This window comes from Enterobacter cloacae complex sp. R_G8 (genome assembly GCF_024599795.1).
Taxonomy (GTDB): Bacteria; Pseudomonadota; Gammaproteobacteria; order Enterobacterales; family Enterobacteriaceae; genus Enterobacter; species Enterobacter dissolvens.
Genome location: NZ_CP102246.1, coordinates 868,555 through 892,748, shown reverse-complemented (window position 1 = coordinate 892,748; position 24,194 = coordinate 868,555). Strand labels below are relative to the sequence as shown.

The following is a 24,194-nucleotide window of genomic DNA, read 5'->3' as shown; positions in this document are numbered from 1 at the left end:
TTAAGGCTCCAAAAATCCACGGAAGTTACCTTGAGGGTCGAATCTGGCGCCACGCCCATCAGGGGCGATGACATCAAACCCTCCAAAACGATTTCCTTCTTTTACAGAAGCTCCTGGCGCTTTAACTATCTCATCTAATATTTTCTGCCCCTGCTCATTCATTTGAGCAGGAGTGCCTTTAGCAGCAGGATAAGCACTTCCTTCGCGGCTACCGTGTTTTTGTAATGCCCTGCCTGCAACGGTGAAATTGCCAGACTTAGCTGCTGAGTCAATATTAGCTCCAGTTTTAGAAAGCGAATTTAATTCAAGCTGACCAAACTTACCGGCATTAATTTTTCCAATATCTGATGAGAGATTTTTCGCTGCATTAGCCGCTAACGCTTCGGCTTTCGCCGCCGTCGCCTCCGCTACCGACTTACCGATGCCTACCGCACCGCCAGCACCAACACCAACACCACCCGGTACGATAGCTTCTGATACCTGTATTCCGGCGCTGTTCAGACACAGCACAACATTTCCAGCGCAGGCCTGTATTGCAGCCTGAGCCGCTGCCGCTATTTCCGGCGTTGCTGCTGCCAGTACTCCACCGCCAAGACCTGCCGGAAGTGCCACCATCAGCGCATCATTCATCGCCAGGCCTTTCTGACAGGATGCTGAACCGGGATCAGTGCTACAGGATGCTATATTCTTGCCATGCTCCTGCACAAACTTCGTCTGGGTATCTTCGTTACCACCCAGAAGATTATTCTCAGACGAGTTCTTCCCTGCCTGCCCCCCGGCAACCGCTGACCCCGTACTGTCCCCGGCCAGTCCACCGGCCATCCCCGCCGATATCGTCGCCAGCGCACTGACCGTCTGCTTCTGCTCTTCGCTCAGCTTCGATAAATCTTTGACGTCAGGATACAGCATACCCGCTATCGCTTTCGCCGCAAGCTCACCGGTCGCCGCCCCTGCCGCACCCGCTGCCGCACTGTTTCCCTGCAGCGCCGCAACCGCACCGCCCAGGATGGCATGCGCAATGGTTTTCGCTGCCGTACTGTCATCGATCCCCATGCCGTGACCAATACGATACGCCAGCTCCGGTGCCGAAGCCCCCGCCAGTGCTGCCGTCAGGTCGCTGCCCGCCAGCCCCTGAAGCGCGGCCGTCGCCGCCTGGATACCCCTCTGCAGGTCGCTGCCCGTGCCATATTTCGCCGTCGTGGTTTTGTACGCATCGGTCCCGCGCAGCGCATCCTGATAGGCCTTTTTCAGTGCGTCGCTGGCATCCGCCCCCGGCTCGGTTATCCCTTTATCTGCAAGCTCTTTTCTGCCTGCATTCAGCCCGTTTATCTCGCCCTGCGTATTCGCAATATCCACCGCCTGCGAGCCAATCTCACCAATCAACTGCACTTCCTGCAGGCGCTGCTGCTCCTTCTCCTTGTCAAATATCGGGCTGATGCTGCCGTTCGCATGTTCCGCATCGCGGCTCAGGTCCACCACATCCTGCTTCTGGTTCTCCTTATCGCGGATGATGAGCGTCCCTTCGCTCACCGCCGCCTGTGTTGTCCCTTCCGCGTGACCGCTGTTACCGCCTCCGGCCAGCAGAGCGTTCGCCATATTCCCGGCAAACTGCTTGCCGATGCTGCCGCCCGAACTGATACCCGCGCCCTGATGCTCCGTCTTAAAATCCGCCTGGTTGTGGATATCGCTAAAGCCCAGCGTGCCCGTATCTAGACGGTTTTTATCCGCCGTCGCCGTGGAGGCAATCACCCCGCCGTCGAGCTGCGTATGGTTGCCCACCGTCACGTCAAACCCGCCGTTGCCTGCAAACAGCCCGCTCTGCTCCTGCACCGAGTCGTAGTCGCTGGTCATTTTGTCGCGGCTGACATTGATGCTGCCGGAGAAACCGCCTGCACCAAAGGTGTAACCCGCACCGCCGCTGACGCTGTTCTGCTTGCTGTTGTAGTGATCGCTGTCCTGGGTGCTGGCAATCGTCAGGTCGCGCCCGATATCCGCCACCACGGTTTCGCCGCTCACCTGCGCCCCGGCGATCGTCGCGTCGCGCCCGGTGTTGATGGTCACGCGGTTACCCGCATCCACCGTGGTCTCGTTCTGCCAGACACCGTTGCCCTTCTCGTGCCCCTTGCTGCTGTTTGCGTTCGCCGAGATGCTGATGCCCGCCCCACCGGAACCGACACCCACTCCAACACCCAGGCTGCCACCGCTGCTGCTGTTTTTACCCGTTGTCTGCTGCGTGTCCTGCGAGGCAATCAGGTTGACGTCCCGTACTGCATCAAGCGTCACGTCCTTTCCGGCCTTAATCTGGCTTCCCGCCACGGTGATGTCGCTTCCGGTGGCTTTTATCGTGACGTTATTGCCTGCACTCAGGGAGCTGCCCGTGGTCGTTTCGCTCTCCATGTGCGATGAGGATTTGGACGACTGTGACCCAATCGACGCGCTGACGCCGATGGTGTTGTTATTGCGTTTGTCAGAGTCGCCCTTCACCTGATCCAGCGCCACGGCCTGTCCGGCCTGTACGCCTGACAGCGCCGCCTGCGTACCCTGCAGTGCCGCCAGACGTGAGTCGCTGCTCTGCTTCGCGCTCTGGGCCGTGGTGACCGCGTTATTCACCGCGCTCCCCGCCGCCCCGGACAACGCCACCGTCAGTCCGCTGCTCTTCTGCTCAAATTTCTCATCGCGGGTGCGTTTGTCATGCCCCGGCTCAATCACCACGCTGTCACCGGTCAGGCTGATATCCTTCTGTGCGATGATATCTGCCCCGCCGATATGCGCCTGTTTGCCCGCTGCAATGCTGACGTTGCCGCCCGTCGAGCCGACGATGCTGAAGCTCTCGCTCTGGGTGGTACCCTGCTCGCGAAGATCGTGGGTGGACTTGCTGCTGCCGATGGTGAAGCCAATGCCGCCCGTGCCCATCAGGCCGGACTTTTTGGTCTCCTTAAAGCGCCAGGCCGTGTCGGTGTTGGTCGCCGCCACGATGTCCACATTGTTGCCCGCGGAAAGGGCCACATCGCCGTCGCCAGCGACCGCTGAACCTAACACCCGCAGGTTGTTACCCGCCGACACCGTTACATTGTCGCCGCTCAGCAGCGAGCCTTTCTCCCGTGTCGCGCTGTCTTCCTCGATGGTGTGGGTGGTCTTTTTGCTCAGGAAGCCGCTACTGGTTTTAGTTTGTTCCCGATAGCGGTAATCGCTCTCCGTCGCCGTCGTCAGATTTACGTCGCGGCCTGCCGCCACGCCAATATCGCCCTGCGCTGTCACGTCAGCCGCCTGCGCGGTTACGTCGCGCCCTGCGAGGATCACCGTATTCCCCCCGCTGGCAATCTCCGTACCCTGCTGACGTACAGATTCGTCAATGGCGGTTTTTTTCTTCACCTGGCTGCTGGAGCGTTCCATCGACGCTTCCGCCAGCAGGTTCACATCCCGACCGGCCTGAATGCCCACATCGCCTTCCGCCGCTATCGCCGCCGCACGGGCATTCACATCGTTACCTGCCTGCAAGGTGAGGTCACCGCCCGCGCTCAGGGTGCTGCCCTGATGCGTGACGGACGCCGTCTCCGTGGTCGCGCGGTTGCGCCCGGCGCGTCCTTCGCTGGTCGCGATCTCGTTGGCGGTGATGTTGATATCATTCCCCGCCGCCATACCCAGGCGGCCACCCGCCGAGACGTTTGCGCCGGTCACGTTGATATCCTGTCCGGCGCGCATCGTCAGCCCGTCGGTGGCGGTGATGGAGGCCGTCTTGCCGACATCGGTGCCACTGAAATGCACATTTCCCGCATCGACATTCCACTGCTGTGCGCGGGTAATGTTGTTAATGCTGCCCGCGACGCTCTCCAGCCCTACCGTTTTGCCGCTGATGGTGGATCCGATGTTATTGATATCCCCCAGCGCGCTCAGGTTCAGCCCGCCGCCTGCGCTCAGCAGCCCCGCATTGAGGTTGCTCAGGCTGTTGCTGCTGTCGATTGATAGCCCATTCTGCGCCGCAATCGTACTGCCGCTGTTAATGACGTTCCCGCCCGCCAGCTGGACGTTATTGCCGCTAATCACGCTGCCGCTGTGAACGGTGACATCCTTCGGCGACAGGTAGACTTTCGGGATCATCACCGTCTGACCGTTGATGGTCGCTGACTCCCACCAGAGCATGCTTTTATCGAGCGCGGCAACCTGCTCAGCCGTAAGCGCCACGCCAAATTTCAGCCCCAGCGTTTTTTGTTGCTCTGCGGCGCTGTTCATCAGGTAGCGCATCTGATCGAGATCGGAACCGATGCCGTTGATATAGCGGCTACCGGTCTGGTTCAGAATCGCGTTGCTGACGTAACGGGTATCAAACGCCGCGTCGCCGAGGAAGCGGTAGTCGCGATCCGGGTTCAGGCCGAGCCTGTCCAGGAAATAGGACGAGCCAAGGAACTGGTTCCGATCGGTGTACGCGCTGTTGGTTTCACGCGGTGTGGCACCGGGTGTTATGCCAAGCAGGTCATACAGTCCATTAAACAGGCTGTCGTCCATGTTGCCGAGGTCATCGAGCTTCGGGTTCACCGTAATCAGATACGGGCTATCGGGGTCGGTGGAGGGAACAAAATAGCCGTTATTGCCAGACGGCAGTGGATAGTTACCGCTGCTGCCGTTTTGGTTGGAGAGTGATGAACCACCGGAGATATCTTTCAGGGCGTCACTCACCGCATCACGCCATTGCGGCGTGGTGATGTCCTGCGCATCCGCTTCGACAAGGGCCTGCGCCTGCTCGCCGCTGGTAATGGACTGGTTGCTGAGCGGGGTCAGCGTAGGGGCGGCAATCGTATTGCTAAAGCCGTCCGTGTTGGCGGTGACGAGAGTGTTGCTGATGTCGTTGGTGAAGGTGGCGTGAATATTACCGCCTGCCTGAATAACGGCACGGTAACTCGTTGCTGTTCCCTCGGTTGCAGTGTATCTCTCGCCAGTAGCAAGGTACCGGATGGTATCGTGCACATCCCCTGTTTTTGCCGGGTTAGGCTTCATGCTTCCCAGGCGTCCCTGCGTCTCGGATGCATCATAGTGGTAAACCTGATAAGTGATCCGCTTACCCGATTCCCATGACTGATTGTTTAATACGCTCCCGCTTAACGTGGCGTCACGTTGCGCAAGAATAAAACTCGCCTGATTATCAAGTTCACCCGCAGTAATAAAGAGATCGCGCCCGGAGGCGATCCTGGCGGCTTTGCCCGTCGCGTTTACCCGAACTTCAGACTCAAGAACGGCAAAGGCTTTTTCATAGTATGCTTCGTAAGGTGTCGCCCAGGATTCCGGTTTGAAACCAGGGGCTCCAGTACCACTGCCACCGAAGTCTGTCACAAACCAATCATATTCCTCCCGGGGCAACCAGCCTGCTGGGATCAACGCTTCCGTCATTGTTACCCACGGCAACGAAGTCACCGCCTGCTCAGGCAGCACTTCCACATCCAACTGCTCCCATTTATTGCTCAGCAGCCCTGTTGCGACGGTCAAATCACCTTTCTGCGTCTCTATATTCCCGGACGTATTCACCACTTCACTGTTCGCCGCACCCGCCGCATTTTTCTGCATCCACAGGCTATTCCCTGCCAGAATATCGCCGTAGACGTTATGAATACGGTCGGCAAAGAGCTGCATATTATTTGCGGCATAAATCAGTGCGGTATTGAGCAAGGTGCCCACAGCATTCATCGTCAGGCTGCCAGCCGTACCGGTAAAACCATTTACGGTTATATCGCTCAGGCTGTTAAATACCACGTCGCCGCCTGCCGAGAGGCTACCGGCTGCATTGAGCACAATACGTTGCGCGCTGAACGTGCTGTCACCCTTACCTGCAGTGAACTGGCCGTTGTTGGTTAATACTCCACCCGTGCTCAGAACGAGGCTGTTTCCCTGTAAGGTGCCATTATTGGTGATATCCCCCTGAGCGGTGAGAGACAGGGTGTTGCTGGCGGCCAGCGTTCCACTGAACTCAAGCGCATTTAACAGATGAAGCGTAACATCCCCCAGCGCCACAATCTGTCCGGCGTTTTTCAGCGTGCCGCTGTTGAGCGTGAGGTTACCCGCGCTGAACAACTTACCGCTGATAGAATGGGTAATCTCATCGCCCTTCACCGTAAGCGAACGGGTACCGAGAGCCGTACCGCTGTTACTCAGTTTTTGATAATTAACCAGCAGGTCTGCGCCCTGCAGCATGCCGTCGTTGGTCAGCGCCGTTCCCCGTAGCTCAGCGTTGTCGGTGGCGAGTATCCGCCCACTATTTGCCGCGTTCACCACATCCAGCAGCAACCTCACCGCCTGAACCAGACCGCTGCTGCTGTTCTCCAGTTCCGGTGCGGTCAGCGTGAGTTTGCCACCGGAGAGCATTTTGCCGTCGTTCTGTACGCGGGTGGTGGCCTTCACCGAAGATTCCCCACCGCCCTGCAGCGTGCCCTGATTGTTCAGCGTGGCTGTCGATACCGTCAGCGCATTCTCGCTCAGCAGCACACCGCTGGCGGTATTGTTCAGCGCGCCCGAGGCATTCAGCGTCAGCGCTTCTCCCTGAAGCCGTCCGCTGTTAATGAGTTGCCCGGCGGTAACCGTGGTCGCTTTCCCCTGGATTTGCCCGGCGTTCGTTGCATTGTCCGCATCAAGCGTCAGCGCGCCTGCACTGAGCAGTTTTCCTCCGGCCTGGTTATTCATCTGCGTAAGGGCGACCGAAAGCGCATCAACGCCGGTGATCTCACCGCTGTTGTTCAGGGTACTGGCCCCCAGCGTGAGGTGTTTTGCAATCCACTGCCCGCTGTTTGCCAGCGTCAGTGCTGAGAGCGCCAGTTCTCCATTGGAGGTGATTTTGCTGCCCGTTGTCCCGGTAAGGGTGCTGACAATTTGCGCATCCAGTAAATTTTCTGCCTGGATCGCACCGCCGTTCGTAAGCGCCTGCGCATGAATAAGTACCCGTTTCCCCTGCCATTGCCCTGCGTTACGCAGATCGCCGCCCGTCACGGACAACTCGCCCGCGGTCAGCAACGATCCCGACGCGTCATTCACCAGCGTCAGTAATGGCGCCGCCATCTCCAGGCGCGCGGCCAGCGTCAGGGCGGCAATCCCGGTCAGCGTTCCGCTGTTCGTGATGTTGTCCTGATGCGCGGTGACGCGGTTCCCCTGAAGCGTACCGCTGTTGCGCAGCGTCTTTCCGTTAAGCGAAAGGTCACCGGCCGACAACATATTGCCGCTGTTAACGGTATTGACCGCATTCAGCGTGCCGTTGCCCTGGCTCATCAGTTCGCCGGTATTGCTGAGTGTTCCGGCGGTCGTCACGTCAAGTGAGCCGGTCGCAAGGGAACTTCCGCGGTTATTCCAGTCAAAGGCACGGATGCTGACATCCTGTCCCTGGAGCTGCCCTGCGGTAGTCAGCGTGGTACCTGAAAAGCCGAGTTCTCCCCCCGTCAGCGTGCGGGAGCCTGTCAGTAAATTCAGGATCCCGGCGGTCAGTGATAATGCGCTATCGCCCTGTAACAGACCGGCACTTTCCAGACGATCGGCATTCAGCGTCAGGGTGTTGCCCACCATGCTGCCCGCACTGGACACCGACTGTGCCGTGATGCGGTTGGCCCCGTGAGCCAGCAGCAGACCACCCGCGCTGTTCTTCAGCGTCTCGTAATCAATTGCCAGTGAAGCACCGCTCAGCTCGCCGCTGTTGGTCAGATTTGAACCAGAGAGAGAAAGCGCCGCGTCGCTGGTGATAATACCGGCGTTGTTCAGTTCAGAGAGGGAAAGTGACAGCGCCGCCGGGCTGTACAGCACGCCGCTGCTGCGGTTATCCAGCAGACGGGAAACCAGCGACAGCGTTTGTCCGGCATGGATCAGACCACCGTTAGTGACCTCAGGGCTGTCGATTGCAAGGGAGGAGGCCGTCAGGGTTCCACCGTTGCTGAGATGGCCGGTTTCAACCTTAAGCCCTGAGGCTGATGATTTCCCCGTGTGGTTAAGGCTGCTGTCAGCCTTCAACGTCAGGTTGCCTTTGGCAGCCTGAGTGCCTTCAAGGTTTGCGTTTTGCACGGCCACGCCGACGCTGTTGCCCTGCGTCTGTGCCGTGGCCGTGGTGTTGAGGCTGCGGCCCTGCACGGTGACGGTGCCACCGGCACTGGTTTCACCTGCCAGCGTGGTATCGGTGTTGTTCAGCGCCACGTCCCCGTCGCTGTGGGTCACTGACTTTGCGCTGGCGGTGAACGTCTCTGCTGAGGTGGTAACCCCCCGGACACCGGAAAGCGTACCGCTGTTGACGATCTGCGCCGCGTTCAGCGTCAGCGTGTCATCGCTGATAAGCGCGCCACTGTTGTTCAGGTTACCGCTCGCGGTTACGGTGGTTTTGCCTTTCGCGCCGGTCTCACCGGAAAGCGTGGCATTGCGTGCGCGGATATCCAGCGTGGAGGCGCTCTTCAGCGTGCCAGAGCTGGTGATATCCGTTCCGGAGACGGTCAGGCTGTTGCCCTGAACGGTGCCGGTATTGCTGAATTTACCGGTGTTAATCCGGGCATCCGCCACGGCGGCTAATGTGCCATTGTTCGCGAGGCTGCCCGCGCTGACGGCGAGAGAGTGTCCGGCGGCGGTGCTGCCTTTCAGTTGGCTGTGGCCAGACGTGGTAAGCGCGATGTTGCCACTGGCATTTGTTGTGCTGCGGCTCTCCTGCGTCAGCGTCTGCGCGGTGAGGGCAATCTCTGCGGCACTGAGACTTCCCTGCTGCACCAGCTCGCCACCCTTGACCGACAACTGCTGACCCGCCACAACAGAACCGTTAAGCGCCGCGTTTTTCTCAGCATTTACGGCAAGATGACGGCCCGCGCTTGCCCGGGCATCTGCACTCTGGATCAGGGTGGTCGCGGCAAGCGTAGCGTCATTTGCCGCCGTGAACGCACCGCCGTTTTGCGTCAGCGTGCCGCGGGTTGTTAACTGAAGGTTGTTATCGGCGGCAACGTGAGCCTGGTCAAGCGTCAGCGCCGTCTGGCCGGAGACCGTGACGTTGCCACCCGCTTTATGGTCCCCGCGTAACGTTACGTCCGCCGCGCTGACCGTGGTGCTGCCACTGGCAAGGGTGTCTTTCAGCACCACTTTTCCCGCGCTGCTGAGCGCAATATCTCCCTGTCGCGCGTTAAGGTTGCCCAGGTTTACGCCCACCCCCGTTTCACTGGAGACCAGACGGATCCGGTTAGCGTACATGCCGCCCAGCGCGCCGGTGTCCACCGCGACCTTCGGGGCGGTACCTTCACCTTTTAACGCACTGACGCTGCCATCCGCCGCTACGCGGTTCGCCCCTGCAACAACACGTAAATCTTTCGCATGCAGTTGCGCGTTGATCTCCGTCGCACGGGAGATGATCGACACCGCATCGCTCTGCGAGCCATTCAGGCCCGCGCCCTCGATGGTGACCGCACCCTGGGTTACATCAAGAGATTGCAGCTTACCGCTGGCATCAAGCACCGGTTTACCCGTGGTGAGGGTCACATTCGGCGTGTTGATAAATCCGCAGCCGTTACAGGTGATACCGTAGGGATTCGCCACAATGACGTTCGCCGCCTTGCCGGCCACTTCGGTATAGCCCTGCAAATTCGAGCGGTTAGCGCCGGTGACTTCGTTGATGATGCCTTTGGCTTCCTGCCCGGCCTTCAGGTTGGGGTTATTCTGGATAAGCCCGCCAAGCTGAGTCTGGTTAAGCTGCCCGGTCGCGTTATTGAGAATCAGCCCCTCTTTCCCGACGTTGTAGTCGTTGTATTTGTTATGGGAAATACCGGACTGGTTCGGCGTGGCGATGTTCACCACCGGCACGCCGTTGGCCGTCTTGTCGATCTGCGTATTGCCGGACGGGGTGATGGATGCCGCCACCGCGGGTAACAGCGGCTGAGTCGCCAGCAGCACGCTCAGTAACGCGCTCAGCGCGCGCTGTGAAAAACGAACCTGATCCTGTTTCATCATCCCTGTCCCTTAGAAAGCCACTGATACGCGGTAGTAAATTGTGAGGTGATCCGGTGCCAGCCAGTCCGGATACGCCATCGGTGTGCCAACGGTAAACTGGCTTGAATAGCCGCGATGAGCCGTCGTCAGACCAAACGCGGCGCCCCACAGCGTGCCGGAGGCGTAACGGTCAAAGCCGTCCTTCTTCAGCCAGCCACCGTCAACTGCCGCCAGCAGACCAACATCCCCCACCCACGGCAGCGTAAAGAGCGAATAATTGAGTTCATTTCGCCAGTAACCGCCGTTATCACCGGAGAGGTACTGCTCTTTGAAGCCGCGCACGGAGGTCTCTCCCCCCAGCGTCAGGCGCTCGCTGCCGTATAGCCGGTCCGGCGACCACTGAAAATAGACGCTGGTCAACCACCACAGCCCGTCAGCAACCGGGCGCTGAAAACTGCCGTTGACGCTCCATTTGCGGAACTCGGCTTTCGGCACATCGCCATGTTTGTCGTTATCATCTTCGGCGCCAAACCACGGCACACCCTGAGTGAAGGTCGGGTTCAGGGTCGCCACGCCAGAGGCAATTTTTTGCGTGTGGTTAAGGCCCAGGGAGAAACTTGAAAGTTTGCGGCTGCTGGTAGCCAGCAGAACATCGTCGAGATAGTTATGGTTGATGCGGTGGGTGATGCCCGCCGACACGCCGGTTTTGATATCGCCATTGCGGAACAGCACCCAGGAGCCATTCAGACGGTGGGTTTCTGTGTCGCCCGTCGAACGCCAGAGCCAGCCATTATTATCGATGGTACTGAGGTAGTTGCTCCAGCTGTAGCTGTAGTCCAGCAAGCCGTAGCCATAAGGCACGCTGACCCCGGCGGCAAAATTCTGCGCATCATGGCTGTTCGAAAAATCGCTGCTGCGCCCGCCGCTGATAAACCACTTATCCGCCAGCCCCAGCAGGTTATTGCCGTACAGCGCGCCATTGAGTTGTCCGGTACCGGTACTCTTTTGCCCGCTGTTATCGAAACTCACTGAACCGCCGAGCGGGAATTCAGGCGAAGCCGTCAGATTAACGACAGAATAGCCCTGCCTGTCGCCGGGCAAAATTTCAATTTCAACCGGGGTCTGACGTACGCGATTGAGCTGCTCCATGCCCTGTTCGATATCGCGCAGGTTAAGAATTTTCCCTTCGAGGCCGGGGAAGGTCATGCTCAGCGTGCGGGCGGGAACCCCTTCAAGCCGGATTTGCTGGAGTTTGCCTTCCAGCACCGCGAGATGCAGTACGCCACCAGAGAGATCCTGCTCGGTTAAAAAGGCGCGGCTGGTAATATACCCCCGGCTGATATACCAGTCAGAGACGGCGTTGGTCAGGGCATTGAGACGCGCCATATCAAGACACTGGTTCACCCACGGCGCAACCAGGCGATCTCTGGCTAACGGAGAAAGAAGGGTGGCGCCCGTCAGTTCGATACGCGAGATAACAAAACAGGGACCTTGCGGGGTCGCGGTACTGTCGGGCTGAACAGGACGCGGTAATACCACGCTGCGCTCCAGCTCTTCACGCTGGCGCTGGTTTTCATCCAGAAGCTGCTGCTGTTGCTGCTGAATAGTATTACGGTCGGCCGGAGTCAGGGGGGCCGCCTGCGCAGCACCTGCCAGCAAGGCCATGCCAGCCAGCACCTGTAGTATCGACGTTTTCCCTGACATCACTGCCGCTCCTTGCATAAAGTCCGTTTTCAGACTTGCCTGTCAAAAAACGCGCAACTTATGTCAAAAAGTAAACAGTGTAAATACACACATTTAATTTAAGGTCTATTTTGCAGCATTTTCAGAATTTAGCGGGTGACACTGCGTAAATCTAAAGAAATCCCCCATCGCGCCGATCATCATCCGTGTGTATTATTTCCTGTAGCGTTTCCAACAACTAACCTTAACTCAAATACTTAAGCGCCAAAGCGAAAGGCATCATGAGCACACCGATCAAACGGCTAGAAATCATTAAAAATGCCATTGAACTGGAAGATGACGACATCATTCAGAGCCAGCTGACCCGGCTGAAAAATGAAGCGTTTGACGATGAGCTACAGGCAATCGTCGTGGCGCTTGAGCAGAAAAATTACACCGCAGCCATCGCCGCGATTGCCGCCTGGCTGCAGAGCCAGCGTGCCGTTACCCCCTGGCGCGATCCGCAGGTCGCCGCGAGCAAACTGGAACTGAAAGCGCTGGAAGAGCGACTGCGCGATCTGATTGACCGCCGTAACGCACGCGTACAGCAGCTTGATGAGTTTAACGATCTCTATTTCTCCCGCCTGGGTCCGCTGATGCAGCAGATCCTCGCCCTGCGTAAAACGCTGGCCGAGCTGAACCTGCGCCGCCAGCAGGCTGAAGCGCGTCGTCGCGAGGAAGACTATCGCCGCTGTCAGCGCTACATGGCCCAGGCCGTGGAGGTGCTGGCAACACTCACCCAGCGCTGGCGCGATCTGCCTGCCGATTCCGTACAGGCAGCCGAGGCGCGTAAGCATCTGCAGCAGCAAAGTAACCTGATTGCCAACCTGCTGGCCGAGGCGCTGGAGCTGGAGAGCGGCTTAACGCGTGAGGAAGAGCCAGCGCGTCAGGCGCGTGACGAGGCCAACGAAGAGTACGAGAAATACCGCGAGCAGCATCAGGATGCCGAAGTGCGTCTGCGTAAAGGGAAGGATCTTTCACAAGAGGATCGGGACGAGCTGAAACGGCTCTGGCGGCAGGCGAGTAAGCTGTGTCACCCGGATCTGGTGGCGGACGATTTGAAAGAAGAAGCCAACGCGATGATGGTGCAACTCAACCAGGCTAAACAGCGTGGCGACGTCAAAGCCATTCGTTCTCTGGTGGCGCGCCTGCAGCAGGGCTTCGAGCCGCTGATGGCCAGCGACAGGCTGAACGATCTGGAGCGCATCCGCAAAAAAATGGCCCAGGTTCGCGAGCAGATCGACACCTTAGTGAACGAGCTGGCGGAGCTGGAGAAAGAAGAATCCTGGCTGCTGGTGTCGTCGCTCAGCAATATGGAAGCGTACTTCGCGCAGCAGGAAAAGGCGCTGAACGAGGTCCGCGCCTCGCTCGAACATCAGGTGAGCGAAGCGCAGCTCGATTCGGCAGCGTAACTATTTCGCGTGCCAGTACGCGCTGGCACGCACCAGCTGCTGATCGATAGCCTCCGTCTCAAACAGACGGCTCAGGTTTTTAACCACCTTCCCTTCCCCGGTCAGCCAGATAAAGTAATCTTCCGCCGGAACGTTCAGCGCCGCCAGATGCTCAGCCACTGCCTGCTCGTTGTGGCCTGTCACCCAGGTGATGTTGAACGCGCTCAGGTGCGCCAGATAGTCCTTGTACGATTCATCCCCGACGGTGACCACCGCGTGAATTTCCGGGCGATTCGGCAAGCTGGCGATGCCTTCCAGGCGGCGACGCAACGCCGGCATCCCGGACTCATCGCACACGTACAGCTGCCAGGCGTAATCCTCCGCGACCACCAGAGAACCGCGCGGACCACCAATCGTCAGCCTGTCGCCCGCTTTCGCCTCTACTGCCCACTGGCTGGCAACGCCGCCGTCATGCACGAAGAAATCGAGCACCAGCTCGTGCTTCGCGGCGTCATACAGCGGCGTGTAGTCGCGGGTTTGCGGACGCACGCCGTCCCCCCAGTCAATGCCGTCGTCGGTGACCACCGGCGGTACAAATGTTGTTCCCGGAGCCGGGAAAAACACTTTGGTGTGGTCGTCGAAACCGCGGGAGCTAAAGCCCTCCAGCGCCTCGCCGCCTAAAACAATGCGCTGAAAACCAGCGCTTACACGCTCAACACGGAGCACGTTCAGTTCACGAAAACGCAGCTCGTTACGCACGCGTTGTGGATAGCGGGTGGTTGCCATGTTCAGTCCCTTCTCAGGTGAATACGATATATCGAAATTAATTTTAAATGATAATGATTGCTAATCAGCAAGAATGCAAGATCTTTTAGATTGCATCTGAATATATCTTAGATATAGTTTAGATATATCATTTTGAGAGAGACACTATGCGACACGAACATGATGGCGGTGGACGTCGACCACGCTTTTTTGGTCACGGCGATCTGCGGCTGGTGATTCTGGATATTCTGACCCGCAACGCGAGCCACGGTTACGAGCTGATCAAAGAGATTGAGAACCTGACTCAGGGGAACTATACCCCGAGTCCTGGCGTGATTTACCCGACGCTGGATTATCTTCAGGATCAGGCCTTTATCACCATTACGGAAGAAGAGAATGGGCGTAAGCGTATTGCCATCAACGCGGCAGGACAGCAGTGGCTGGACGAAAACCAGGAACAGCTGGAGCAGATTCAGGCGCGGATCAAAGCGCGCGCGGTCGGTTTCCAGCTACGCAAAAACCCGCAGATGAAGCGGGCCCTGGAAAACTTCAAAGCGGTGTTGGATTTGAAGGTGAATCAGGGAGCGCTCAGCGACGCGCAGCTTAAGCAGATCGTTGGCGTGATCGACCGCGCGGCGCTGGAGATCTCCCAGCTGGATTAAGCCGGTGCGTGCGCGCTCACGCGGAAGACGCGTACCAGCTCTTTCAGGTGCATCGCCTGCTCGTTCAGGGACGCCGCCGCGGCAACAGACTCCTCCACCAGCGCGGAGTTTTGCTGGGTGGTGGCATCAATCAGGCCAATCGCGCTGTTAATCTGCGAGATCCCCTCTGTCTGCTCGTGGCTCGCCTGGCGGATCTCACGCAGGATCACATCCATCTCTTCCACGTTGCCCACCATGCCGTTGATCAGCTCGCTCGCCTTCTCAACCAGGTTCATTCCGTCCTGCGTCTGGCTGGTGGAGCTTTCAATCAGCTCACGGATCTCACTGGCCGATGAAGCACTCTTCTGCGCGAGCTGGCGCACTTCACCTGCCACCACTGCAAAGCCACGACCGTGCTCGCCCGCCCGGGCCGCTTCCACCGCCGCGTTCAGCGCCAGAATATTGGTCTGGAAGGCAATGGCATCGATCAGGTCGATGATGTCGGACATCCGGTTTGAGGTCTCGTTAATCAGGCGCATTTTGCTGGTCACCTGCTTCATCATTTCGCCGTTGTTTTTGACCACCTTCGCGGCATCCGCCGACAGGTTGGTCGCTTCTCCGGTATGCGAAGCGGTGTTTTTCACCGTCGCGGTAATCTGCTCCATCGAGGCCGCGGTCTGTTCCACAGAGCTGGCCTGCTCTTCCGTGCGCGCGGCCAGATCCTGGTTCCCGGCGACAATCTGCGCGGCGGCGCTGGAGATATTCTCCGAGCCGGTCTGCACCTGCTGCACAATGTCCAGCAGACGCGTTTTCATCTCCATCAGGGCATGCAGCAACAGGCCGGTTTCGTCTTTACCGTGCGAGGTGATGCTGCCGGTGAGATCGCCATCCGCAATCGCCGCCGCAAAGTCCACGGCCTGGCCCAGCGGACGGGTAATGGAACGCACGATAAACCAGCCAATCAGGCTGCCTGCCGCCACGCTGAAGAGGGTGATGAGGATCAGCAACAGACGGTTGCTCCTGAAATCACTCTCCACCTGCACGCCGGCGTTTTGCATCTCGGTATTCTGAATCGCAATCAGCGCCTGCACTTTGGCTTTATAGGCCTGCTGCAGTTTTAGCGTGTTGGTCATCATCTCCTGAACGGCACCGGCACGATCGTGGTTCTGCACCGCCTGCAAAATACGATACCGCGAGTCCAGATACTGCTGGCGCACGCCGCGTATCTCGGCGAGAACCTGCTGCGATTGTTGATCCTGCAGTGCCTTGTTCAGCTCGCCGAGGATCACCGTGATGTGCTCGCTAATCTCTTTGAGATGCTGCTGCGACTGCGCCGTGTACGTCCCCTGTTCATCCAGCAGCATGAGTTGCTGAGTGCTAATAAATTCCTGGAAGTTGTCGATTAACTGGTTCGCTTTTACCGTGGTCGGATAATCACTGGTAATGATGGATTGCATCCCGTTGTTTGCCCGGTTCAGACTCATTAAAGACAAACTCGCGCTCACCACCATCAGGACAATAAAGAATCCAAACGCCAGAAATAATTTCGTGCCGATTTTTACGTCATGTAAGAACATATTTACTCCATCGATGTGATTATTTCTCAGACGATCACCGTTATCGGTAACGAAACCGCTAACTTTATGACTTTGATCGTTTTTTTATTTCATAACCATCACAATGGATAGGCAGAGGCTATTAATATGGCCGTATCGATCGTTACTCAACTACCAGACGGGGCATTTCTGAAATAGCATCGGGAAAAAATGACTTAGGCAGGGATAAATAACTGAGGCACTTTCTTTAGTTATTTAATATAAAATTAACATTAAACCGCAGAAATAATCACAAATGAAGCGAAGGAAGCCGTTTAATCCTGACAGAATAAACGGCTTTTCTGGAACATTACAGACTCAATGGAGTACCGTCACCGCATCCTGAAGACGTCCGGCACGGTGTTTTACCATCGCGGAGATCTGCGCACTCTCCTCAACCAGATCCGCGTTTTTCTGCGTGATGCTGTCCAGTTCAGCCACCGCGCGGGTTAACTCCGAGAGCCCGGTAGCCTGTTCAGAGGTGGAATGGCTAATCTGCGCGATCAGCTGCGTGACGTTTTTCACCTGCTCAACGATATCATCCATGGTGCGCCCTGCGGCGTGTACCTGCTCAGATCCGGACTGTACCTTGCTGGCGCTGGCATCAATCAGCTTACGGATATCGTTGGCGGCGTTCGCGCTGCGGCTGGCAAGATGGCGAACTTCACCAGCCACCACCGCAAAGCCTTTGCCCTGCTCACCGGCTCGTGCCGCTTCTACCGCCGCATTCAGGGCCAGGATATTGGTCTGGAAGGCAATATCATTGATCAGGGTGGTAATGGAGCCGATACGCTGGGTACTGTCGGCGATATCATCCATGGTTTTCACCACCGTCTGCATCGCGTTGCCGCCTTTGGTTGCCGCACTGCTGGCGGCTACGGAGAGTTTGTCCACCTCGGTGGCGGTTTCAGAGTTACTCTGAACGGAGGCCGCCATCTGGTTCATCGTCGCCACGGTCTGCTGCACGTTTGCAACGGTCTGACGCGTGCGGTCATTCAGATCCTCATTACCCTGCGCCAGCTTGTCGCTGCCGTCGCGCACGCTCACCACCTGACTTGAAACATCATGGATTAACCAGCGACACATCAGCCCTAACTGCCCCACCGCGCGCAGAGTGAGTCCCAGCTCGTCGCTGCGGTTGAGATGCTGCACGCTATTGCGCTCGCCGGTTGCCACCTTCAGCGCCTGACGCGCCACGTTCTCTATCGGGCGGACAATCTGCTGCTCAAACAACAACGTGCCGAGCAGCAACACGACAGCTGCCGCGACCAACGACACCCAGCCTGCTGAGGTTGCCACCAGCGTGGCGGCGAGCGCGCCAAAGAGCACTGCCATCACGCCGCGTACCCGCCAGCGCAGCGGCATCGCCGGTAGCTTTCCGAGCCAGCCCTGACGCACCACCAACCCTTTATGGATCCGTTTATTACAGCGTCCGGCATTCAGGGCCTTATAGAGTGGCTCCACGGTGGCGATCTCTTCTGCCGTCGCTTTGGTGCGAATCGACATATAGCCAGTGACCTTCCCGTGGCGCACCATCGGCACCGCGTTGGCGCGCACCCAGTAGTGATCGCCATTTTTACGGCGGTTTTTGACAATTCCGCTCCACGGCTCGCCCTGTTGCAGGGTGTACCACATATCGGCAAACGCGGCTTTCGGCATATCAGGGTGGCGCACCAGATTATGCGGCTGACCCATCAGCTCATTAAGCTGATAGCCACTCACCTGAACAAAGGTGTCATTAGCATGAGTCAGATAGCTGTGGACGTCTGTGGTAGACATTAAGGTGGTGTCATCCTCCAGAAGATATTCATTCTGGGTGACATAGGTTGGAGAGGACATCGTGAGCATCCCTTGCAGGTTATTTGAATGTTAATTTTGTGGTTTATTGTTTTTTCGGCGGTAAACAATTTATCTTTAGTTGTTAAACTTGATGGAGATCGCAGATTTCACTTAAACCGCACTTTTTGTGAGATTTTATAATTGATTGATTTTAAATACTTTCGGAATGAAATTACCTGCAAAGGATGATCTGTTAACGCCCACTTAAGTCGCACCGCCTGCACCCCCCTGGTGCAATTGACCCCATGCACGTCTTCTTGCGCCCGTTTTCCGTACCGCTAAATCCCGTTTGGAAAACATCGGCATGATTAAATATTGCGCAACATTATTTTAACCTGGCGTTTATCCCGATTTTCGTTAAGTCCGCTGAAGTGGCGTAATCCCTGCAATACTTAACGCAGTATCATGTGATACGCGATCCCCGGGAGCATATTTTGAACAGGTTACCTTCCAGCGCCTCGGCTCTTGCCTGTACCGCGCACGCACTGAATCTCATTGAGAAGCGAACGCTTGATCATGAGGAGATGAAACAACTTAACCGAGAGGTCATCGATTACTTTAAAGAGCACGTCAATCCAGGTTTTCTGGAGTATCGCAAATCTGTTACCGCCGGCGGGGATTACGGAGCCGTAGAGTGGCAAGCGGGAAGTCTGAATACGCTTGTCGACACCCAGGGACAGGAGTTTATTGATTGCCTGGGTGGTTTTGGCATTTTCAACGTGGGGCACCGTAATCCAGTAGTGGTTTCCGCCGTACAGAATCAACTCGCGAAACAACCTCTCCATAGCCAGGAACTGCTCGACCCGCTTCGCGCCATGCTCGCGAAAACGCTGGCAGCCTTAACGCCCGGCAAACTGAAGTACAGTTTCTTTTGCAACAGCGGCACGGAATCGGTCGAAGCGGCGCTTAAACTCGCCAAAGCGTACCAGTCGCCGCGCGGGAAATTCACTTTTGTCGCCACCAGCGGCGCGTTCCACGGTAAATCCCTGGGCGCCCTGTCAGCGACCGCCAAATCCACCTTCCGTAAACCGTTTATGCCGCTGCTGCCGGGCTTCCGCCACGTGCCGTTCGGCGACATTAACGCCATGCGCACCGTGCTCAGCGAATGCCGTAAAACCGGTGATGACGTAGCCGCGGTGATCCTGGAGCCTATTCAGGGTGAAGGCGGCGTGATCCTGCCTCCGCAGGGCTATCTGCCTGCCGTGCGTCAGCTGTGCGATGAGTTTGGCGCATTGCTGATCCTCGACGAAGTGCAGACCGGCATGGGACGTACCGGCAAGATGTTCGCCTGCGAGCACGAGAACGTTCAGCCGGACATTCTGTGTCTGGCGAAAGCGCTCGGCGGCGGCGTAATGCCGATTGGTGCGACGGTTGCCACCGAAGAGGTCTTCTCGGTGCTGTTCGACAACCCGTTCCTGCATACCACCACCTTTGGCGGTAACCCGCTGGCCTGTGCGGCCGCGCTGGCCACCATCAACGTGCTGCTGGAGCAAAACCTGCCTGCGCAGGCGGAGCAGAAAGGCGACATGCTGCTGGACGGTTTCCGTCAGCTGGGACGTGAATACCCGGATCTGATCCAGGAGGCACGAGGCAAAGGGATGCTGATGGCCATTGAGTTTGTTGACAACGAAATCGGCTACAGCTTCGCGAGCGAGATGTTCCGCCAGCGGGTGCTGGTGGCTGGCACGCTCAACAACGCCAAAACCATCCGCATTGAGCCACCGCTGACGCTGACGATTGAGCAGTGTGAGCAGGTGCTGAAGGCGGCGAGTAAAGCGCTGGCGGCACTGCGCGTGAGTGTGGAGGAAGCGTAAAAAACGCCGGGTGGCGCGGCGCCACCGGCTGCTTTTTATCGGTGAAACTCCGCCACCGTCATGGTGAAGCGAAGCACGGTATTGCCTTCATTGGCATAGCCGTGCGCCGCTTCAGTTTTCGCCACCGCCGATGCCCCGGCAGCAACCTGCGTCACCGCCTCGCCCACTGTCAGCGATAAAACGCCTTCGTTCACGTGCAACAGCTCAAAGGTTCCCGCCGGATGCCCGGAAGAGGTAAATCGCTCTCCCGGCTGCATCTCCCACTGCCATAGCTCAATCATATCCGGGCCCGCGGTTCCTGCCAGCAGTCTGGCGCGTCCGCCCTTTTCCCCCTGCCACAGCACCGGGATCGCCGATTCCTCAATGATATGCACCCGCGGTTCGCTGGAGACATTCACAATATCCGCCACCGACACGCCGAGCGCGGCAGCCAGCTTGCACAGAATTGCGATACTGGGGTTAGCCGCCCCTTTCTCGATCTCCACCAGCATGCCTTTGCTGACGCTGGCACGCCGCGAGAGCTCATCCAGCGACAGTTTTTTCTCTTTACGCCAGTTGCGAATACGGCTGGCGACGGCCAGGCTTACCTGGGCGATATCGGCACCCTGTTCAGTCATTATATTGACTTTTTCAGTCATTGGTCACTACCATGGTATAAAACAGTCAATACAGGATTATTTATGTCTCTCGTTACGCCGTCAATAGACCCGCGTCTTGCCGGGATTGCCCCGGGCTTTCGGGCGCTGAGCATTGTGGTTGACGCTGCGCCGATTACCCACCCGGAAGTCGCTCCGGCCGTGCTCAGGCAGGCCTGCCAGCAAATGTTGAATGATGATGTTCCGTGGGCTGACGCGCACCTTTCCGGCTGGGATGAGGTATTCAAGGCCTTCGGCGCAAAACCGAAACGCACGCCCTGCTCGGCATCCGCCCTGCGTAAGCGGGTCTTAAAAGACGGCTCGCTGCCGCCGCTGGATCCGGTGGTGGATATCTACAACGCGGTGAGTATTCGCTACGCCATCCCGGTTGGTGGAGAAAATCTTGCGGCTTACACGGGGGCGCCACGTCTGACGCTGGCCGACGGCAGCGAGCCGTTTGATACCGTCAAAGAGGGGCAGCCGGTGGTGGAATACCCGGAGCCGGGCGAGGTTATCTGGCGCGACGATCTCGGTGTTACCTGCCGTCGCTGGAACTGGCGCCAGGGGATACGCACTCGTCTTGACAGTCAGGCGCAAACCATGTGGTTTATTCTGGAAAGTCTGCCGTCAATGCCGCTTACAGCACTGGAAGAAGCTGGCGCGGACCTGGTGGATAACCTGCAACGTCTGATGCCGGGTGCAGTGGCGCACAGGCAGTTACTGACACTGTAAGAGGATAAAAAATGTTTCGTGGAGTCAGCGCGTTTCCATTAACGCCCCTGAAAAACGGCACGTTTGATGAGCAGGCGTTTACGCGTCTGCTCTCTCCCGTGGTTGAGGCAGGCGTGGATTCACTGGGCATTCTTGGCTCGACGGGGAGCTATGCCTATCTGACCGTTGAAGAGCGTGCCCGGGTGACACGCTGCGCGGTGGAGCATGCCGGTGGCATACCGGTCATCGTCAGCATCGGCGCACTGCGGCTGGACGATATTCTGCGTCTGGCTGACGACGCGCAAACGGCCGGGGTATCCGGCGTGCTGTTGGCGCCCGTGTCGTACCAGCGATTAACGGATGAGGAAGTGTTTAAGCTCTATGAAACGGTGACCCGCCAGCTCTCCGTACCGCTGTGCATTTACGATAACCCTGCCACGACCGGTTTTGCGTTTAGTGATGAATTGCTATTTGCCGTCGCGTCTCTGCCGAATGTGGGTTCCATCAAGCTTGGCCGCGTGCCGGAGGATCTGTCTCAGGTACGTGCCCGGCTTCCTGATACGGTCACACTGGGTATCGCCGGTGACTGGCGGGCAGCCTCAGCCCTGCAGGCCGGGTTTGACGTGTGGTATTCGGTTCTCGCGGGGTTGTTCCCAAAAGCGGCGCTGGCGATAGCGCGTTCGGGGAAGAGTACTGAGTCAGAACGGTTAGAGCCGCTATGGGATCTGTTCCGTCGTTACGGTAGCGTAAGGGTCATCGCGGCAGCGGCGGAAATGAGGGGAAAAGTGGCACCCCCCGGATTGCCGTTTCCGTTGCAGGCGATTCAGGGAGAGCCGCGCGAGGCGCTTTCAGCGATCCTTGCGGAACTGGAACTGGCCTGAAAAACGCCGGGTGGCGCTGCGCTTGCCCGTCCTACACAATCAACACGAACTCGTGGCTGTAGGCCCGGTAAGCGCAGCGCCACCGGGCAAAACGTTACTCCGGCAACAACCCCACAAAACTGCGTTTTTTGCGTGGTTCCGACATTAATTCTTCGAGCTTATCCACGCAGGCCAGATAGTGCGGCGTTTTCTTGTGCGCCAGCACCGCCTCTTCGTCTTTATAGGCCTCGTAGATAAAGAACCGGGTTTTCACCCGGGGGTCCTGCAACACGTCAAAACGCAGGTTTCCCGGCTCCTGAATCGCGCCCTCGTGGTTGGCGCGAAACACCTCCAGAAACTCGTCCACCCGCTCGGGTTTGATGTTGATCTCCACTAACGTCACGTTCATTTCGCTTCTCCCTGTTTCTCTTCCTGCCAGAACTGGAACGCCTCCCGGGCGCTCATGTTCTCGTGAACTACTTTCTTCACCGCCTTCAGCATGGCGAGCGGCGCGCTGGACTGGAAGATATTACGCCCCATGTCCACGCCGGAGGCTCCCTGATCAATCGCGCGCCAGCACATCTCCAGTGCCTCGTGCTCCGGCAGCTTTTTCCCCCCGGCGATGACGATCGGCACCGGGCAGCTGGCGGTCACTTTTTCAAAACCGTCATCCACAAAATAGGTTTTAACGAACTGCGCCCCCATTTCGGCGGCAATCCGGCTGGCGAGCGAGAAGTACCGCGCATCGCGTGCCATCTCTTTGCCCACCCCCGTCACCGCCAGCACGGGCATCCCGTAACGTGCCCCCGCATCCACCAGCTTGATGATGTTGTTGATCGACTGATGCTCGAATTCACTGCCAATGTACACCTGCGCCGCCACCGCGCAGACGTTCAGGCGCAGGGCATCCTCCATCGCCACCGCCACGCACTCGTTGGAGAGCTCGCCTAAAATCGAATTCCCTCCCGAGGCGCGCAGGACCACCGGTTTATTGGTGGCGGCCGGGACGGTGCTGCGCAAAATACCGCGGGTACACATCAACACATCGGTTTCGCCGAACAGCGGCGCGATAGAGAGATCGATACGCTCAAGACCGGTGGTCGGCCCCTGGAAGTAACCGTGGTCAAAGGCCAGCATCACTGTGCGGTTGCTTTTTGGGTTGAAGATGCGCGAAAGCCGGGACTGCATGCCCCAGTCCAGCGAGCCACAGCCCTTCAGGGTGAACGGCACATTTTGCTGCGGTGTACCGATGCCAAAATCCTTACCGTCTTTGATGTCGTCTAAATCAGCCATTTGCTCCCCCGTCAGAAATCGTATTTGTTGATGTTCTCTTTGGTGAACACCACGCGCTCTGGCAGCAGCACGATGCCGTTGCCTTTTGCTTCATACTGGTAGCCCTGGACGCTGTTCGGCTCGACCTTCAGCGTACCGATATCTTTCACCTCCACGCTGTCGCCGACGTTAAGATCGCCTTTTTTCAATAAACGATCGGCGACATTGACCGCAATTTTGCCCTGTTGCACCACATCCCACAGGCCGAAGGCTTTAACCGTGCCGCGTTCGACGTACGGGCGCATGACGTTAGGCGTACTGAATCCGACAATCGCCACCCCTTCCCGCTTCAGGTTTTCCGCCGCCTGCGCCGCGGCTGGCAGGGCGTTGGCGTCCGGGGCGATGATCGCATCCAGATCCGGGTATGCTTTTAAGATCCCTTCGGCGGTTTGCAGGGATTTGGTGGCGTCGTTATAGCCAAACTGGGTGGTGACGATCTGCCACTGGGGATGGTCTTTCTCGATTTTGGCCTTCGCCTCTTTCACCCACTGGTTCTGGTCGGTGACGGTTGGGCTGGAGTAGAAGAAGGCCACTCTGGCATTCGGCTTTGTCACCTGCTTCCCGGCCATCTCCACCAGCAGGCCGCCGAGCTGCTCCGGGGTACCCTGGTTGATGTAGATGCTGCGGCACTCCGGTTTGGTGTCAGAATCCCAGGTCAGCACTTTGACACCGCGCTGCATCGCACGCTTCAGCGCCGGGCAAAGGCCATCCGGCGACACGGCGGAGACGATAATGGCGTTATAGCCCTGGTTGACGAAGTTATTGATGAGCTGCACCTGGCCGGAGACGCTCGGCTCGGTGGGGCCGTCGTAGGTGACGTCCACGCCGAGCGCTTTCCCCGCCTCTTTTGCACCGTTGCCGCCGCTGGTAAAGAAGCCCACCCCCACCAGCTTCGGGATAAAGGCGATGCGGTCCGCCGCCTGCGCCGAGGCGAAGCTGAGGGCCATTGCCAGGACTATCAGTTTTGTTTTCAT

14 protein-coding genes are annotated in these 24,194 nt (G+C 57.9%); 5 read left to right on the top strand and 9 right to left on the bottom strand.

Going from position 1 to position 24,194, the window contains the following annotated elements:
* On the bottom strand, positions 1-9,936 hold the full coding sequence (locus NQ842_RS04210) for a hemagglutinin repeat-containing protein (RefSeq protein WP_257256526.1): 9,936 nt from the start codon (positions 9,934-9,936) through the stop codon (positions 1-3).
* Between the two features lie 9 nt (positions 9,937-9,945).
* Entirely contained in the window at positions 9,946-11,619 is a 1,674-nt protein-coding gene (locus tag NQ842_RS04205) for a ShlB/FhaC/HecB family hemolysin secretion/activation protein (protein ID WP_257256525.1), read from the bottom strand.
* Between the two features lie 260 nt (positions 11,620-11,879).
* On the opposite strand from NQ842_RS04205, the gene NQ842_RS04200 reads away from it, so the two are divergent.
* Entirely contained in the window at positions 11,880-13,049 is a 1,170-nt protein-coding gene (locus NQ842_RS04200; RefSeq protein ID WP_014833366.1) for a DNA repair ATPase, read from the top strand.
* Here NQ842_RS04200 and NQ842_RS04195 read toward each other — a convergent pair whose 3' ends face one another.
* Positions 13,050-13,814, bottom strand: coding sequence for a siderophore-interacting protein (locus NQ842_RS04195; RefSeq protein WP_257256524.1), 765 nt, complete (start codon positions 13,812-13,814; stop codon positions 13,050-13,052).
* 146 nt (positions 13,815-13,960) lie between these two features.
* Between NQ842_RS04195 and NQ842_RS04190 the strand changes: the two genes are divergently transcribed.
* Positions 13,961-14,455, top strand: a complete 495-nt coding sequence (locus tag NQ842_RS04190; protein ID WP_014833368.1) for a PadR family transcriptional regulator — start codon at positions 13,961-13,963, stop codon at positions 14,453-14,455.
* Here NQ842_RS04190 and NQ842_RS04185 read toward each other — a convergent pair.
* On the bottom strand, positions 14,452-16,011 hold the full coding sequence (locus NQ842_RS04185; protein WP_014833369.1) for a methyl-accepting chemotaxis protein: 1,560 nt from the start codon (positions 16,009-16,011) through the stop codon (positions 14,452-14,454). The genes NQ842_RS04190 and NQ842_RS04185 overlap by 4 nt on opposite strands.
* Positions 16,012-16,347: 336 nt before the next feature.
* Positions 16,348-17,868, bottom strand: coding sequence for a PAS domain-containing methyl-accepting chemotaxis protein (locus NQ842_RS04180; RefSeq protein WP_257256523.1), 1,521 nt, complete (start codon positions 17,866-17,868; stop codon positions 16,348-16,350).
* Between the two features lie 434 nt (positions 17,869-18,302).
* Between NQ842_RS04180 and ygjG the strand changes: the two genes are divergently transcribed.
* Complete coding sequence (gene ygjG, locus NQ842_RS04175; protein ID WP_043951702.1) at positions 18,303-19,682, top strand: putrescine aminotransferase; 1,380 nt, start codon at positions 18,303-18,305, stop codon at positions 19,680-19,682.
* Positions 19,683-19,717: 35 nt separating this feature from the next.
* Here the strand turns inward: ygjG and NQ842_RS04170 are convergent, their stop codons facing one another.
* Positions 19,718-20,320 (bottom strand): helix-turn-helix domain-containing protein, encoded by a 603-nt coding sequence (locus NQ842_RS04170; protein ID WP_153907382.1) that lies wholly within the window; start codon positions 20,318-20,320, stop codon positions 19,718-19,720.
* A gap of 42 nt (positions 20,321-20,362) precedes the next feature.
* Between NQ842_RS04170 and NQ842_RS04165 the strand changes: the two genes are divergently transcribed.
* Complete coding sequence (locus NQ842_RS04165; RefSeq protein ID WP_063412552.1) at positions 20,363-21,049, top strand: B3/4 domain-containing protein; 687 nt, start codon at positions 20,363-20,365, stop codon at positions 21,047-21,049.
* An 11-nt stretch (positions 21,050-21,060) separates the two neighbouring features.
* A complete protein-coding gene (locus NQ842_RS04160; RefSeq protein WP_257256521.1) occupies positions 21,061-21,909 on the top strand; it encodes a dihydrodipicolinate synthase family protein in 849 nt (282 codons plus the stop codon).
* A 94-nt stretch (positions 21,910-22,003) separates the two neighbouring features.
* Here NQ842_RS04160 and lsrG read toward each other — a convergent pair whose 3' ends face one another.
* From lsrG to lsrB, 3 genes are read right to left on the bottom strand one after another with little or no spacing between them, the layout of a single operon-like run.
* A complete protein-coding gene (lsrG, locus tag NQ842_RS04155) occupies positions 22,004-22,297 on the bottom strand; it encodes a (4S)-4-hydroxy-5-phosphonooxypentane-2,3-dione isomerase (RefSeq protein ID WP_013098845.1) in 294 nt (97 codons plus the stop codon).
* Positions 22,294-23,181 carry a 3-hydroxy-5-phosphonooxypentane-2,4-dione thiolase gene (lsrF, locus tag NQ842_RS04150; protein ID WP_014833375.1) on the bottom strand — a complete coding sequence of 296 codons (888 nt, stop codon included), beginning with the start codon at positions 23,179-23,181 and terminating at the stop codon, positions 22,294-22,296. Before lsrF ends, lsrG begins: the two co-directional genes overlap by 4 nt.
* An 11-nt stretch (positions 23,182-23,192) precedes the next feature.
* Positions 23,193-24,194 (bottom strand): autoinducer 2 ABC transporter substrate-binding protein LsrB, encoded by a 1,002-nt coding sequence (gene lsrB / locus NQ842_RS04145; RefSeq protein ID WP_257256520.1) that lies wholly within the window; start codon positions 24,192-24,194, stop codon positions 23,193-23,195.

Excerpts from the sequence above, each read along its gene's own strand:
- NQ842_RS04160 (WP_257256521.1), top strand. The coding sequence starts at position 21,061 with ATGTTTCGTGGAGTCAGCGCGTTTCCATTAACGCCCCTGAAAAACGGC.
- NQ842_RS04205 (WP_257256525.1), bottom strand. The coding sequence starts at position 11,619 with ATGTCAGGGAAAACGTCGATACTACAGGTGCTGGCTGGCATGGCCTTG.
- NQ842_RS04200 (WP_014833366.1), top strand. The coding sequence starts at position 11,880 with ATGAGCACACCGATCAAACGGCTAGAAATCATTAAAAATGCCATTGAA.
- NQ842_RS04170 (WP_153907382.1), bottom strand. The coding sequence starts at position 20,320 with ATGACTGAAAAAGTCAATATAATGACTGAACAGGGTGCCGATATCGCC.
- lsrG (WP_013098845.1), bottom strand. The coding sequence starts at position 22,297 with ATGAACGTGACGTTAGTGGAGATCAACATCAAACCCGAGCGGGTGGAC.
- NQ842_RS04195 (WP_257256524.1), bottom strand. The coding sequence starts at position 13,814 with ATGGCAACCACCCGCTATCCACAACGCGTGCGTAACGAGCTGCGTTTT.
- NQ842_RS04210 (WP_257256526.1), bottom strand. The coding sequence starts at position 9,936 with ATGATGAAACAGGATCAGGTTCGTTTTTCACAGCGCGCGCTGAGCGCG.
- lsrF (WP_014833375.1), bottom strand. The coding sequence starts at position 23,181 with ATGGCTGATTTAGACGACATCAAAGACGGTAAGGATTTTGGCATCGGT.
- NQ842_RS04185 (WP_014833369.1), bottom strand. The coding sequence starts at position 16,011 with ATGTTCTTACATGACGTAAAAATCGGCACGAAATTATTTCTGGCGTTT.
- NQ842_RS04190 (WP_014833368.1), top strand. The coding sequence starts at position 13,961 with ATGCGACACGAACATGATGGCGGTGGACGTCGACCACGCTTTTTTGGT.
- lsrB (WP_257256520.1), bottom strand. The coding sequence starts at position 24,194 with ATGAAAACAAAACTGATAGTCCTGGCAATGGCCCTCAGCTTCGCCTCG.
- NQ842_RS04180 (WP_257256523.1), bottom strand. The coding sequence starts at position 17,868 with ATGTCCTCTCCAACCTATGTCACCCAGAATGAATATCTTCTGGAGGAT.
- NQ842_RS04165 (WP_063412552.1), top strand. The coding sequence starts at position 20,363 with ATGTCTCTCGTTACGCCGTCAATAGACCCGCGTCTTGCCGGGATTGCC.